The 13850-nt window shown below is 72.0% G+C and carries 12 protein-coding genes; 7 read left to right on the top strand and 5 right to left on the bottom strand.

The genetic code is table 11. The annotated features are described in order from the left end of the window. Window positions 1-5 precede the first annotated feature (5 nt). The 3 genes from BLU55_RS16345 to BLU55_RS16335 all read right to left on the bottom strand — a co-directional run bounded on the left by BLU55_RS16345 (window position 6) and on the right by BLU55_RS16335 (window position 2475). Complete coding sequence (locus BLU55_RS16345) at window positions 6-701, bottom strand: FkbM family methyltransferase (RefSeq protein WP_091731874.1); 696 nt, start codon at window positions 699-701, stop codon at window positions 6-8. Window positions 702-732: 31 nt separating this feature from the next. Continuing rightward, entirely contained in the window at window positions 733-1278 is a 546-nt protein-coding gene (locus tag BLU55_RS16340) for a GAF domain-containing protein (protein WP_157682911.1), read from the bottom strand. 147 nt (window positions 1279-1425) lie between these two features. Beyond that, window positions 1426-2475: an alpha/beta hydrolase gene (locus BLU55_RS16335; protein ID WP_231916920.1), complete on the bottom strand. Its 1050-nt coding sequence runs from the start codon at window positions 2473-2475 to the stop codon at window positions 1426-1428. A 52-nt stretch (window positions 2476-2527) separates the two neighbouring features. Between BLU55_RS16335 and BLU55_RS16330 the strand changes: the two genes are divergently transcribed. Beyond that, window positions 2528-4732: an RNA degradosome polyphosphate kinase gene (locus tag BLU55_RS16330; protein WP_172833926.1), complete on the top strand. Its 2205-nt coding sequence runs from the start codon at window positions 2528-2530 to the stop codon at window positions 4730-4732. Between the two features lie 333 nt (window positions 4733-5065). On the opposite strand, the gene BLU55_RS16325 is transcribed toward BLU55_RS16330, so the two are convergent. Then, window positions 5066-6163, bottom strand: a complete 1098-nt coding sequence (locus BLU55_RS16325) for a hypothetical protein (RefSeq protein ID WP_091731865.1) — start codon at window positions 6161-6163, stop codon at window positions 5066-5068. Between the two features lie 38 nt (window positions 6164-6201). On the opposite strand from BLU55_RS16325, the gene BLU55_RS16320 reads away from it, so the two are divergent. The 6 genes from BLU55_RS16320 (at window position 6202) to BLU55_RS16295 (ending at window position 12662) form a co-directional block, all read left to right on the top strand. Then, window positions 6202-7206 (top strand): NUDIX hydrolase, encoded by a 1005-nt coding sequence (locus tag BLU55_RS16320; RefSeq protein WP_091731861.1) that lies wholly within the window; start codon window positions 6202-6204, stop codon window positions 7204-7206. Window positions 7207-7360: 154 nt separating this feature from the next. Further along, window positions 7361-8488: a phosphate ABC transporter substrate-binding protein PstS gene (gene pstS, locus BLU55_RS16315; RefSeq protein WP_091731858.1), complete on the top strand. Its 1128-nt coding sequence runs from the start codon at window positions 7361-7363 to the stop codon at window positions 8486-8488. Between the two features lie 100 nt (window positions 8489-8588). Beyond that, the gene (pstC, locus tag BLU55_RS16310) at window positions 8589-9533 is read left to right on the top strand and encodes a phosphate ABC transporter permease subunit PstC (RefSeq protein WP_091731855.1); all 945 of its coding nucleotides are present in this window, start codon (window positions 8589-8591) and stop codon (window positions 9531-9533) included. Continuing rightward, entirely contained in the window at window positions 9530-10624 is a 1095-nt protein-coding gene (gene pstA, locus BLU55_RS16305; protein WP_091731853.1) for a phosphate ABC transporter permease PstA, read from the top strand. Before pstC ends, pstA begins: the two co-directional genes overlap by 4 nt. Window positions 10625-10651: 27 nt before the next feature. Then, window positions 10652-11431, top strand: a complete 780-nt coding sequence (gene pstB, locus BLU55_RS16300; RefSeq protein ID WP_091731850.1) for a phosphate ABC transporter ATP-binding protein PstB — start codon at window positions 10652-10654, stop codon at window positions 11429-11431. Window positions 11432-11615: 184 nt separating this feature from the next. Then, window positions 11616-12662, top strand: a complete 1047-nt coding sequence (locus BLU55_RS16295; RefSeq protein WP_091731848.1) for a hypothetical protein — start codon at window positions 11616-11618, stop codon at window positions 12660-12662. 184 nt (window positions 12663-12846) lie between these two features. On the opposite strand, the gene BLU55_RS16290 is transcribed toward BLU55_RS16295, so the two are convergent. Then, window positions 12847-13848, bottom strand: a complete 1002-nt coding sequence (locus BLU55_RS16290) for an inorganic phosphate transporter (protein WP_091731845.1) — start codon at window positions 13846-13848, stop codon at window positions 12847-12849. Between the last annotated feature and the right edge of the window lie 2 nt (window positions 13849-13850).

Raw genomic sequence — 13850 nt, 5'->3', positions numbered from 1 at the left:
TGCCCTCAGGAGCTCGCCGCGTCCTGCTCCCGGGTGAAGGTGTAGTTGCGACCCTCCACCCGGCGGCAGACGTAGCCCGCCGCTCGCAGGCGACGGAGCCGACCCCAGGTCCGGTGGGGCGCCTCGGGCGCGTCGAGCTCCACGCACAGCACGCGCGGCAGGGGCCCGTGGGCCAGCAGGTCCTCGAGCACCGGCACCTCGGCCCCCTCGATGTCGAGCTTCAGCAGGTCGAGGCGCACGTGGCCCCGGTCGGCCATGACCGACCGGACGGTCCGGCACTCCGCCTCGAAGGACACGGCGGTGCGCTGCATGTTGGTCGCCGAGTGCGAGACGTGGGTGGGGTCGGCGGGGGCGTGGAACCCCAGCGTGGTGTCGCTGCCCCACAGCCCGATGGGCAGCAGGTGGAAGCGCGGCTCGGTGATCGTGGCGACGTGCTCGATCGCCCGTGGCGTGGGGTCGATGGCCCACACCTCGCACCCGAAGCGGTCCACGAGGGCGAGGTCGAAGGTCACGTCCTCCCCCACGCCGGCGAGGTAGCAGGTCGAGTCGCGACCGATCAGGTCGGCAGGCACCCACCAACCGCCGTACTCGCTGCCCAGGCGCACCAGGTCGCCCCGCGGGGTGGTCCGCGTCGACCACCGCACGACCGACCGGCTGGCCTTGACCCCTGCTCGCCGCAGCAGGGCGGCCGCTGTGCTCATGGAGCCAGACCCTAGCCGCGACCGGGCGACCTCAGGCGTGGACGAGGGGCCTCGCCGCGAGGCTCTCGCCGGCTGCGTGACGGGCGCGCTCGAGCACGACGGCCATCCGGGTCGCGAGGGCGTCGAGCGCCTGCGCCTGCCGCAGGTCCAGCTCGCGGGGGCGCACGTCGAAGACGCAGAGGGTCCCGAGGACGACACCGGTGGGGTCCACGATCGGGTGCGAGCCGTAGAACCGGACGCGGGCGCGACGGCCGTCGACGTAGGGGTTGCGCGCCCACCGCTCGTCGAGGGAGGCGTCCGGCACGTGCACGCGGCGCCCCTGGTCGACGACCGCGCCGCACAGCGCGTCGCGACGGGCGATCAGGTTGGTCTCGGCCCCCACGCCGGCGACCGTGTGCTGGGTGGTGGAGGTCATCAGGCCGACGATCACGACCGGCACCTCGGCCACGTGGGCCGCCTCCTCCGCCAGCCGCTGCAGCGAGGAGGTGCGACGGGCGGCGGCGACGTACGACGCGACCAGGGCGTCGCGCTGCGCACGGTCGGTCCCACCCCACGACGTGGTCGGGCTCGGCTCCACTCTCGTCACTGCAGCACCCCCCTCGACGGACAGGCCGCCGGACCTGGCCGGCGGAGTACCGCGAGGCTAGGGCCGCGACCGGCGTTCCGGAAAGGAGCTCGCGACAAAATGGTCAATTAGTACTACTCGGACACCCCTCGGGCGGGGTCAGCGCAGTGCGGCGCCGAGGCGCTCCCCGATCTCGCGCACGTACGCCGGGCACTCGTGGCCGACGCCGACGAAGTGCACGAACCCGTGGACCATCGAGGCGTAGCGGGTGAGGTCGACCTCGACGCCCTGCTTCTCCAGCAGCTCGGCGTACGCCTCTCCCTCGTCGCGCAGCGGGTCGAACCCGGCGGTGACGACCTGCGCCGGCGCCAGCCCCTCGGGGAAGTCGACGCGGCGCAGCGCCGAGGCGTCGGGGTGGTGGGGGTCGGGGTCGGGGCCGAAGAAGTTCTCGCGCGCGCCGTCGAGGAACGCCTGGGTGAGCACCAGCCCCTCGGGACCGAAGAGCTCGCGACTGCGGCTGACCTCGACCCAGTCGGTGCCGGGGTAGATCAGCAGCTGCAGCTTCATCGGCAGCCCCTGCTCGGCGGCGTGCACGGCGGTCGAGGCGGCGAGGGCGCCGCCGGCCGAGTCACCGGCCACGGCGAGCCGCGCGGTGTCGGCGCCGACCTCCTCGGCGTGCTCGACCAGCCAGCGGTACGCCGCCTTGCAGTCGTCGCTCGCGGCGGGGAAGCGGTCCTCGGGGGTGCGGCGGTACTCCACCGACAGCACCTGCACGCCCCCGCTCTCGGCCAGCACCCGGCAGGCCGCGTCGTGGGTGTCGAGGTCGCCGTACATCCAGCCGCCGCCGTGCAGGAACAGCACCGTCGGCGACGCGGCCTCCCCCACGCATGCCGTGGGCGTGTAGAGCCGGGCACGCACCGGTCCGGTGGCCCCCTGCACCCTCAGGTCGCGGTACGCCGCCACCGGCGGCCGACCGCCGACCATCAGCGTCAGCCGGCGGTAGCTCTCACGCGCCTCCTCGAGGGGCAGCGTCGACATGTCCGGGATCCGCCCCAGCTTCTGCACGGCCAGCATCAGCTGCAGCTCGGGGGCCAGCTCGAGGCCGTCGAGGCGGCGGGGACGTCCCCGCAGCCGGCGCTGCACGGCGGGCGGCAGCCCCATCACGGTGCGGAGGAGGAGCTGCTCGGCGCGGAATCGGAGGTCGGTCACAGCGGCAAACTACGACACCCGTCGTTCACCTGGCGGTGGAAGGATGGGGTGCATGTCCACCGACAGCCTCCACCCCGCCACCGGCACCGACGCCGCCGAGGGCCCCCAGGACCCCAACCTGCGGGTCGTGCCCGCCGACAGCTTCGACGTGGACCCTCCGTACGTCCCCGACGAGGTGGGCTTCGACCCCAGCGAGTTCGAGGACCGGTTCCTCGACCGCGAGCTGTCCTGGCTGCGGTTCAACCAGCGCGTCCTGGAGCTGTCGGAGGACCCCGAGCTGCCGCTGCTGGAGCGCGCCCGCTTCCTGGCCATCGTGGCCAGCAACCTCGACGAGTTCTTCATGGTCCGCGTGGCCGGCCTCAAGCGCCGCATCGCCGCGGGCGTGGCCGTCAAGGCCGCCTCGGGCCTGATGCCGCGCGAGGTGCTCGACCAGATCTGGCAGGTCACCGGGCAGCTGGCCGTGCGCCACGCCTCGTGCTTCCGCGACCAGATCGTGCCGGCGCTCGCCGAGCAGGGCATCGAGCTGGTCCGCTGGGACGACCTCGACCGCGACGAGCAGCGCCACTGCAAGAGGCTGTTCAAGGACCGCGTCTTCCCCGTGCTGACGCCGCTGGCCGTCGACCCGGCGCACCCGTTCCCCTACATCTCCGGCCTCTCGCTGAACCTGGCCGTGCTGGTGCGCAACCCCAAGACCGACAAGGAGCACTTCGCGCGGGTCAAGGTGCCGCCGATCTTCAGCCGCTTCGTGCCGCTGGGCAACCAGCGCTTCGTGCCGCTCGAGGACGTCATCGCCGAGCACCTCAAGCGGCTCTTCCCCGGCATGGAGATCCTGGCCGTCAACACCTTCCGGGTCACGCGCAACGAGGACCTCGAGGTCGAGGAGGACGACGCCGAGAACCTCCTCAAGGCGCTCGAGAAGGAGCTGCTGCGCCGCCGCTTCGGCCCGCCCGTGCGCCTCGAGGTCGAGGAGAACATCGACCAGCACGTGCTCGACCTGCTCATCAGCGAGCTCGGCGTCAGCGAGGCCGAGGTCTTCCGGCTCCCCGGCCCGCTGGACCTGCGCGGCCTGCACGGCATCGCCGACCTCGACCGCGAGGACCTGAAGTACCCCAACTTCCTGCCCGCCACCCACGCCCTGCTGGCGCCCGTCGAGTCGGCCTCCCCGGTCGACGTCTTCAAGGCGCTGCAGCGCTCCGACGTGCTGCTGCACCACCCCTACGACTCGTTCTCCACCTCGGTGCAGCGCTTCATCGAGCAGGCCGCCGCCGACCCGCAGGTGCTCGCGATCAAGCAGACGCTCTACCGCACCTCCGGCGACTCCCCGATCATCGACGCCCTCGTCGACGCCGCCGAGTCGGGCAAGCAGGTGCTGGTGATCGTCGAGATCAAGGCCCGCTTCGACGAGTCGGCCAACATCCGCTGGGCCCGCAAGCTCGAGCACGCCGGCTGCCACGTCGTCTACGGCCTGGTCGGCCTCAAGACCCACTGCAAGCTGGCCATGGTGGTGCGCGACGAGCCCGAGGGGATCCGCCGCTACACCCACATCGGCACGGGCAACTACAACCCGAAGACCGCCCGGATGTACGAGGACTTCGGCCTCCTCACCACCGACGAGACCATCGGCGAGGACGTCGCCCACCTGTTCAACAACCTGTCCGGCTACAGCCGCAACGCGTCGTACGCCGAGCTCATGGTGGCCCCCGACTCGGTCCGCAGCGGCCTGGTCGAGCTCATCGAGACCGAGACCGAGCACCACCGCGCCGGCCGCCCGGCCCGGATCCGCATCAAGGCCAACTCGATCGTCGACGAGGCCGTCATCGACGCGCTCTACGTCGCCTCCCGCGCGGGCGTCCCCGTCGAGCTGCTGATCCGCGGGATCTGCGCCGTGCGCCCCGGCGTCCCCGGCCTCTCGGAGACCATCCGGGTCCGCTCGATCCTCGGCCGCTACCTCGAGCACAGCCGGATCATGTGGTTCGAGAACGGCGGCGAGCCCACGACGTACATCGGCTCCGCCGACCTGATGCACCGCAACCTCGACCGCCGCGTCGAGGTGCTCGTGCGGCTCCCCTCGTCGAAGGAGGTCGAGGAGGTCACCGCCCTGCTCGACCTCGCCTTCGACGACCACACCGCCGGCTGGGAGCTCGGCCCCGACGGTGAGTGGACCAAGGTCACCTCCCCCGACGACCAGCCGCTCCGCAACCTCCAGGAGCACCTCATCTCCCTGCACCGGAAGAAGCGCCGGGCGGCGAAGGGGTAGGGGCAGCGGGGGCCGCTGATTACCCGGACGTCCGGGTAATCAGCTACTGGACGTCTGTTGCAACAGCGGTGAAGTAGCTGGAAAGGACGTCCAGTGGGGCATCGCAGTGGTGGGCTGCCCGCGCATCCGGACGTCCCCCCAAGACGGCCGCCCGCACCTCGTGGCCCAGCGGCGGCCGTCGCGTCCGGCGCACGACGCGCGTCCGCGTCGGCCGCCGCCGCTGCGCCCATCCGACAAACCGGGCGCGCTGGTCGGCCAAAACTGCCCGTCTGTGCCCGTTCTGCACCTTTCAGAGGGCAGTTTCCCCGGCCGACCGGGGAAACTGCCCGCCCCTCAGCACGTCGCGAACAACACCGGCCCGTCGTAGAGCGCGGACAGCACGAAGGCGTCGTCCCGCTTGGGGGCGAGGTCGAGGAGCACGTCGGAGCCGACGGCGGTGGAGCGGGTGAGGTCGAAGTCGTCGGAGAAGCGGCCGCTGCGGCCGACGGCCTCGCCGACGGCGAGGCGGGCGCGGGGGCGGAGGTTCGCGCGGGCCTGGTCGGAGCTCTCAAAGTGGGACACGACGTGCAGGGTGCGGTCGGCGGTCATGCCCATGGCGAAGCCGGCGAGCGGGGTGACGCCGCCGGCCTGGCGCACGAGGTCGTCGGCCTGGGCCTGGTCGTCGTCGTCGGCCTGCGACATCGCGAGGTCCTCGCAGGCGAAGTCACCCGGCCAGACCAGGGCGTTGTCGACCGTGCCGAGCCGCCCGGCGAGGTCGTCGACGCCTGCCTTCGCCGTGAGCCCGTCGGCGTCGCCCGAGGCGACCGCGACCGAGGACGCGAGGTACTCCTCGGTGTCGCTGGTGACCACCAGGCCCTGGCCGGGCAGCAGGGCGACGTACTGCAGCTCCGGGGTCAGCGTCGGGTCCAGCCGCGAGACCAGGTCGATGCCGCCCACCCACACGCCGCCGTCGGTCCTCCGCTTCGCGGGGGCGTCGTACCCGGCCGAGCGCAGGTTGTCGGCCAGCACGTCGTAGTCGGTGCCGTCCGGTGGTGCCAGCACCATCACCGCGCCGTCGCGCGACTGGGCGTAGGCCTCCCACCGAGCCGTCGCCGGCCCGAAGCCGTAGAGCTGCTGCAGCGCGCCGGCCGCCTCGTCGACGCTGGAGGCGGCGCTGAGGTCGGCGTCGTACGCCTTCGCCGCGAACGCCTCGACCGCGTCTCGGGACGGGGTGTCGCCCAGGTCGGCCCCCAGCGTGCGACGCACGCCGGACCAGTCGGTGAACGCGACCCGCACGGAGGACGCCGGCACGACGGCCAGCGCCTGCTCCAGCGAGGTGCGGTGGGCCCGCTGCCACGCGAGGGTCCCGACCACGACGGCCCCGGCGACCAGGGCCAGCACCAGCACGCCGACGAGCAGGGTGCGACGACCGGGGCGGGGGGCGTCGGGCACGCGGCGAGGGTAGCGCCGGGGCGTGTGAGGATGGCGCCATGGCCTCGCCGTCACGCCCCGAAGCGGTCGGTCCCGACGTCGTCGCCGCGGGCGCCGTCGTGGTCCGCAAGTCCCCCGGCACACCCCCCGGCACGACCGCCGGCACCTCCCCCGGGTCGTCCGGGTCACCGGGCAAGAAGGACGGCACCGGGCGCGAGGTGCTCCTGGTCCACCGCCCCAAGTACGACGACTGGTCCTTCCCCAAGGGCAAGCAGGACCCCGGCGAGCACGTCACCCGCACGGCGGTCCGCGAGGTCCTCGAGGAGACCGGCGTCGAGATCCGGCTCGGCCGCCCCCTCCTGCCCCAGCTGTACGCCGTGTCCGGCGGCCGCGCGAAGAAGGTCCACTACTGGGTCGGCCACGTGGTCGGCGACGACGACGTGTCGGCGTACGCCCCCAACGACGAGGTCGACCAGCTCGGCTGGTTCTCGCTGGACGCGGCAGCCGAGCGGCTCACCTACCTCGACGACCTCTACCTGCTCGACCAGCTGCGCGAGCACGTCCGGCCGACGTCGGCGCTGGTCGTGGTGCGCCACGCCAAGGCGCTCAAGCGCCGCAAGTGGGACGGCGACGACCAGCGTCGCCCCCTGATCCACGCCGGGGACCACCAGGCGGTGGAGCTGGGGCCGGTGCTGGCGGCGTACGGCGTGGTCCGGGTGCTGACCTCGGCGGCCACCCGGTGCGTCGAGACCGTCAGGCCGTACGCCGAGGAGCACGTCCTCGTCGTCGAGCACCTCGCCGAGCTGACCGAGGAGGGCTTCGACCGGCGCTCCGCGGCCCGGGTCCTCGACGAGCTGATGACCTCGCCCGTCCCCAGCGTGCTGTGCAGCCACCGACCCGTCCTGCCCGAGCTGTTCGAGCTGCTCGGGGTGGAGGAGGAGCCGCTGTCGCCCTCGGAGCTGGTGGTCTGCCACCACCGCCGCGGACGTCTCGTCTCGGCCGAGCGGCACCTGCCCTCGGCGATTCGGCCACTCGCCCCACAAATAGGACAAACGACGCGCTGACCTGCAGCGTTCACGTGATCTGCGTCATGCGAGAGGGCGTCCGACGCGTGTCGTGCGGGCACCGTTCACCCTCCGTTCACCTGCGTCGAGGTGCTGAGTCACCTGCTCTCCCTACGTTCTGCTCGTCCACCCACGTGAACCTCCAGGAGAAGCTGTGAAGCGCTCTGCCCTCCGTCGTGTCGTCGCCCCCGGCGTCGCGGCCCTCACCCTCACCATGGCCATGTCGGCCTGCGGCGCCGCGAACGAGACCGGCTCCAGCAGCGACAGCGGCTCTGGCTCCTCCAGCGACAGCGGCTCGCTGTCCGGCCAGCTGGCCGGCGCCGGCGCGTCCTCGCAGGAGAAGGCCCAGGAGGCGTGGTCCACCGCGTTCCAGGGCAACAACCCCGACGTGACGATCACCTACGACCCCGCCGGTTCCGGTGACGGTCGCACCCAGTTCATCGCCGGCGGCGTGGACTACGCCGGGTCGGACGCCTACCTCACCGACGACGAGGGCGAGCTGACCAAGGCCAAGGAGCGCTGCGGCACGGACGCCATCGAGATCCCGGCGTACGTCTCCCCGATCGCGGTCATCTACAACCTCGACGGCGTCGACGACCTGCAGCTCGACGCGAAGACCACCGCCGAGATCTTCTCCGGCAAGATCACCACGTGGGACGACCCGGCCATCGCGGACCAGAACCCCGACGCCGACCTCCCCAGCAGCAACATCACCGCCGTGCACCGCTCGGACGACTCGGGCACCACCGAGAACTTCACCGACTGGATGAACCAGGCAGGCGACGGCGCCTGGTCGGCCGACGCCGACGGCACCTGGCCCCTCAAGGGCGGCGAGGCGGCCGAGGGCACCTCGGGCGTCGTCTCCGCGGTCACCAACGGCAAGGGCACCATCGGCTACGCCGACGAGAGCCAGGCCGGTGACCTCGGCATCGCGAAGATCAAGGTCGGCGAGGACTACGTCGAGGCCAGCCCCGAGGCTGCCGCCAAGACCGTCGAGGAGTCCGAGCCCGTCTCGGGTCGCCCCGACGTCGACATGGCCATCGAGGTCAACCGCACCTCGACGACCGCGGGCACCTACCCCGTCATCCTGGTGTCCTACCTGATCGCGTGCCAGACCTACGACGACGCGGCCAAGGCCGACGCCGTCAAGGCCTACCTGTCCTACATCGTGTCCGAGGAGGGCCAGCAGGCTGCCGCCGACAACGCCGGCTCCGCTCCCCTCTCGTCCACGGTCGCCGACCAGGCCACGGGCATCGTCGAGAAGATCTCCGCGAAGAACTGATCGGTAACACGCACGATGGCGTGCGGGGGGTGAAGAACTCCCCGCACGCCGTCTGCACGAACAGCCTGATCCACCCTCCCGGCCATCCAGAGGACCACTCGTGACCACGACGCCCGTCGCAGAGCGCACCACCAGCACCCCACGACGCCAGGGCGACCGCATCTTCTCGGGGCTCTCGCGCGGTGCCGGCCTGTTCATCCTCGTCGCCCTCCTGGGCGTCTTCGTCTTCCTCGCCATCGAGGGCATCCCCGGCCTCACCCAGCCGGCCTCCTTCTACGCGCCCAACGCGACCACCTTCCTGGGGTACGTCGGCCCGCTGCTGTTCGGCACGATCCTCGCCGCGGTCATCGCGGTCGTGGTCGCCGCGCCGCTGGCCTTCGGCATCGCCCTGGTGATCAGCCACTACGCGCCGAAGTCGATCGCGGTGCCCGCGGCGTACGTCATCGACCTGCTGGCCGCCGTCCCCAGCGTGGTCTTCGGCCTGTGGGGCATCAACGTGCTCGCGCTCAAGCTGGCGCCGATCTACGGCTGGCTGGCCGAGCACGCGAGCTGGATCCCCTTCTTCGCCGGACCCGCGTCGGTCACCGGCCGCACCATCCTCACCGCCGGCATCGTGCTGGCGATCATGATCCTGCCGATCATCACCGCGATCTCGCGCGAGATCTTCGCCCAGACCCCGCGGCTGCACCAGGAGGCCGCCCTGGCCCTGGGCGCCACCCGCTGGGAGATGATCCGGCTGACGGTCTTCCCCTACGCCCGCTCCGGCATGGTCTCCGCGACCATGCTCGGCCTGGGCCGCGCGCTCGGCGAGACCATGGCCGTGGCGATGGTGCTCTCGGTCGGCGGCGGGGTCACCTTCAACCTGATCTCGTCGTCCAACCCGGCGAGCATCGCCTCCAACATCGCGTCGAACTACAAGGAGGGCACGCCCGGCAAGGTCGCGGTCCTCATCGCCACCGGCCTGGTGCTGTTCCTCGTGACGTTCCTGGTCAACTTCGGCGCCCGCTGGCTGGTGGGTCGCTCCGAGCGGAAGATGAACCGATGAGCGCCACCGTCACCCCCTCGGCCCCCACCCCGGTCAAGGCGCCCGACCTCAAGCGGCCCCGGCTGCCCCGGTGGGCCCCGCTGCTGGTCGCCGCCGGCGCGCTGGCGCTGGGCGCGCTGCTGGGCCTCGCGCTCGGCTGGGGCCCGGTCCCGATGGTGCTCGTCGCCGGGGTGGCGTACGTCGTGCTGCTGCCGCTGTGGTCCCTCGTCGTGGAGAACCGCCGCGCGGCGGTCGACCGGCTGATGACCTCGCTGGTCTGGTCGGCCTTCGCGATCGCGCTGGTCCCGCTCGTCTCGCTCATCTACACCGTCATCGTCAAGGGCGCCCCGCAGGTCTCGGGCACCTTCTTGACCTACTCGATGTTCCGCACCAGCCTCGACCAGCCGGTCGGCATCTACCACGCGCTCATGGGCACGGTCATCATCACCCTGGGCGCCGCGGTCATCTCGGTCCCGATCGGCATCTTCGCCGCGATCTACATCGTCGAGTACGGCGGCAAGGGCAAGCTCGCCCGTGCCATCACCTTCCTCGTCGACGTGATGACCGGCATCCCCTCGATCGTGGCCGGCCTGTTCGCCTTCGCGCTGTGGATCCTGCTCTTCGGTCCGGCCGCCCGCGCCGGCTTCGGCGGCTCGATCGCGCTGTCGCTGCTGATGATCCCGATCGTGGTCCGGGCCACCGAGGAGATGCTCCGGCTGGTGCCCAACGACCTGCGCGAGGCGTCGTACGCCCTGGGGGTGCCGAAGTGGCGCACCATCGCCAAGGTGGTGCTCCCGACCGCCCTGGGTGGCATCGTCACGGGCGTGACCCTCTCGATCGCCCGCGTCGTCGGCGAGACCGCGCCGCTGCTGCTGATCGCGGGGCTCACGACCCGGACCAACCTCAACCCGTTCGACGGCCGCATGACGACCCTGCCGGTGCTGATCTTCACGCAGAACGCCAACCCCGGCATCCCGCCGGCCGGCGGCGGCGACCCGCCCGGCGTGCTCGTCGCGTGGGGCGGCGCGTTCGTGCTGATCGTGATCGTGATGGTGCTCAACCTGGCGGCTCGCCTCATCGGCAAGTACTTCGCTCCCAAGACCGGCCACTGAGCCGGCCGACAAGGAAGACTGACAACCATGGCCAAGAGCATCGACGTCTCTGACCTCGACATCTACTACGGCGACTTCCTCGCGGTCGAGGGGGTGACCATCACCATCCCCGCCCGCTCGGTGACGGCCCTCATCGGGCCCTCGGGCTGCGGCAAGTCGACCTTCCTGCGCTCGCTCAACCGGATGCACGAGGCCATCCCCGGCGCCCACGTCGACGGCAAGATCGTCGTCGACGGCCAGTCCCTCTACGACCCCTCGGTCGACCCGGTGGAGGTGCGCCGGATGATCGGGATGGTCTTCCAGCGGCCCAACCCGTTCCCCACGATGTCGATCTACGACAACGTCCTCGCCGGCCTGCGGCTGAACAACAAGAAGCTCAAGAAGGCCGCCGCCGACGACGTCGTCGAGAAGTCGCTCAAGGGCGCCAACCTGTGGAACGAGGTCAAGGACCGCCTCGGCAAGCCCGGCATGGGCCTCTCCGGCGGTCAGCAGCAGCGACTGTGCATCGCCCGCGCCATCGCGGTCGAGCCCCAGGTCCTGCTCATGGACGAGCCCTGCTCGGCCCTCGACCCGATCTCGACCTCGGCCATCGAGGACCTCATCCACGAGCTCAAGACCGAGTACACGATCGTCATCGTCACCCACAACATGCAGCAGGCCGCCCGCGTCTCCGAGGACACGGCGTTCTTCAACATCGCCGGCGCCGGCAAGCCCGGCAAGCTGATCGAGATGAACCCCACCAAGAAGATCTTCAGCGTCCCCGACGAGCAGGCCACCGAGGCCTACATCTCCGGCCGCTTCGGCTGAGGGGTCCGGGGGTGCTCCGGCTCCGCGACGCCGGGTAGTCCGAGACGTTCGACAGGTCGGATCGGACATCTCGCCTGCCGAACGTCTCGGAGTACGCCGCCCCCGCGCGCGCCCGCCCCACCGCTCCCCCGCAGCCTGTGGACGGACGTTCGCGCCGACGGTCGCCGGGCGCCATCCTCGCCGCGTGGACGAGGACGACCTGGCTGACGCCCGGCGGCGCGCGGTGCGACCGGTGCGCCGCGACCCGACGGGCCGCCTCGGCCCCACCCGCGGCACGACCGCGGGCCCGTCGTGGCGGCGTACGAGCCGAGGGCTGTACGTGCCCGCCTCCGTGGACGCTGCGCCTCCCGAGCAGCGCATCGTCGAGGCTGCCGCCGTCCTCCCGGAGATCGGCGGGGTGACGGGGTGGGCCGGACTGCGCTGGGCGGGCGGTGCCTGGTTCTCCGGGCGGGACGCCTCCGGCTCGCCGGCCGAGGTCGAGCTCGCGACCTGCTACGAGGACGTGCGGTCGCAGCCGGGCTTCGTCGTCCGGCAGGAACGGCTCCCGCCCGCGGAGCTCGTCGACCACGACGGCCTCCGCATGACGCTGCCGGTGCGCTCGCTGTTCTTCTGCCTGCGCCACGCCCGCACCCTCGCCGAGGCCGTCACGATGGCCGACCTGGCGGCGTTCTCGGACCTCGTCTCGACGGCCGAGGCGTGGGAGTACGCCCTCGCCCACCCCGGCTGGACCGGCGTCCCCCAGGCCCGGGCGGCGCTGCTGCTCTCGGACGAGAACTCCTGGTCGCCGCCCGAGACGAGCCTGCGGCTGCTCTGGACACTCGGGGCGGGGCTCCTCGGGCCACTGACCAACTGCCCGGTCTTCGACCTCCACGGACGCCACATCGGCACGCCCGACGTCCTCGACCCGGAGTCGGGGACCGCCGGGGAGTACGACGGCAAGCTGCACCTGCACGGACGCCAGCGCGCCCAGGACGAGCGCCGCGCCGACCGGTTCCGCGACCACGGCCTGGAGCCGGTCGTCGTCACCGCCGCCGACCTGGCCCAGCCCGACCTCGTCGTACGCCGGATCCTCGCGGCCCGGAGCCGTGCCCTCGCCCGCGGGTCGTCGGCACGGTCGTGGACGGTCGAGGCTCCGTCGTGGTGGCGCCCGACCCGGACGGTCGAGCAGCGCCGGCGGCTGGTCCTCGAGGGCGGCGGCCACCTCCTCCGGCACCGCCGTCGTGCGGCCTGACCGACGGCGGGCGGGTCCCTGGGGGGCCTCCAGCCTCGAGGGAGGCGGGTAGTCCGAGACGTTCGGCAGGTCGAGACCGACACATCGGCTGTCGAACGTCTCGGACTACCCGGCACCCGGCATCCGCCACCCGGCACCCGGCACCCGCCATCCACACCCGAGCACCCGACCCCCACCCGGCCGCTCAGGGCAGCTGGAAGGCGTACCGGAGCAGCAGGTAGACCAGCGCGGCGACGGAGCCGGCGGCGGGGAAGGTGAGGACCCAGGCGGTGAGGATGGAGCGGGCGACACCCCAGCGCACGGCGGACAGGCGCTTGGTGGCGCCCACGCCCATGACCGCGCTGGTGATGGTGTGGGTGGTGGAGATCGGGGCCTCGAAGACGTACGCCGTGGTGTAGAGCACGCTGGCCGAGATCGACTCGGCGGCGAAGCCCTGGGGCGGGTCGAGGTGGATGATGCGGCGGCCGAGGGTGCGCATGATGCGCCAGCCGCCGGAGTAGGTGCCGAGCGAGATGGCGCTGGCGGCGGCGATGATGACCCAGACCGGGAGCGGGTCACCGGCCGAGACGTACCCGCCGGCCAGCAGGGCCAGGAAGATGACGCCCATCGTCTTCTGGGCGTCCTGGAGGCCGTGGCCCAGGGCCATCGCGGCGGCCGAGATGGTCTGGGCGAGCCGGAAGCCGGAGCCGACCTTGCGCGGGGAGGCGTTCCGGAAGACCCACATGATCAGCAGCATGAAGGCGAAGCCGAGGGAGAAGGCCACCAGCGGCGAGAGCACCATCGGGATGACGACCTTGTCGACCACCGTCGCCCAGTTGACGAACACCCCGGCCGTCAGCGCCGAGCCCACCAGGCCGCCGATGAGGGCGTGGGAGGAGGACGAGGGCAGGCCGAAGTACCAGGTCACGAGGTTCCAGGTGATCGCGCCGACCAGGCCCGCCATCACGATGACCAGCCCGTGGCTGCCGGTGCCGGGCCGGATCACGTCGCTGACGGTGGTGGCGACCTTCTGGCCCAGGAAGGCGCCCACGAAGTTCATGATCGCGGCCATCACCAGGGCGACCCGCGGGGTCAGCGCCCGCGTCGAGACCGAGGTCGCGATCGCGTTCGCGGCGTCGTGGAAGCCGTTGGTGTAGTCGAAGACCAGCGCGACCAGGACGACCGCGACGATGATCGCGAGCTCCACGC

The organism is Nocardioides scoriae (assembly GCF_900104965.1).
GTDB lineage: Bacteria > Actinomycetota > Actinomycetes > Propionibacteriales > Nocardioidaceae > Marmoricola > Marmoricola scoriae.
This window is presented reverse-complemented; position numbering and strand designations above follow the sequence as displayed.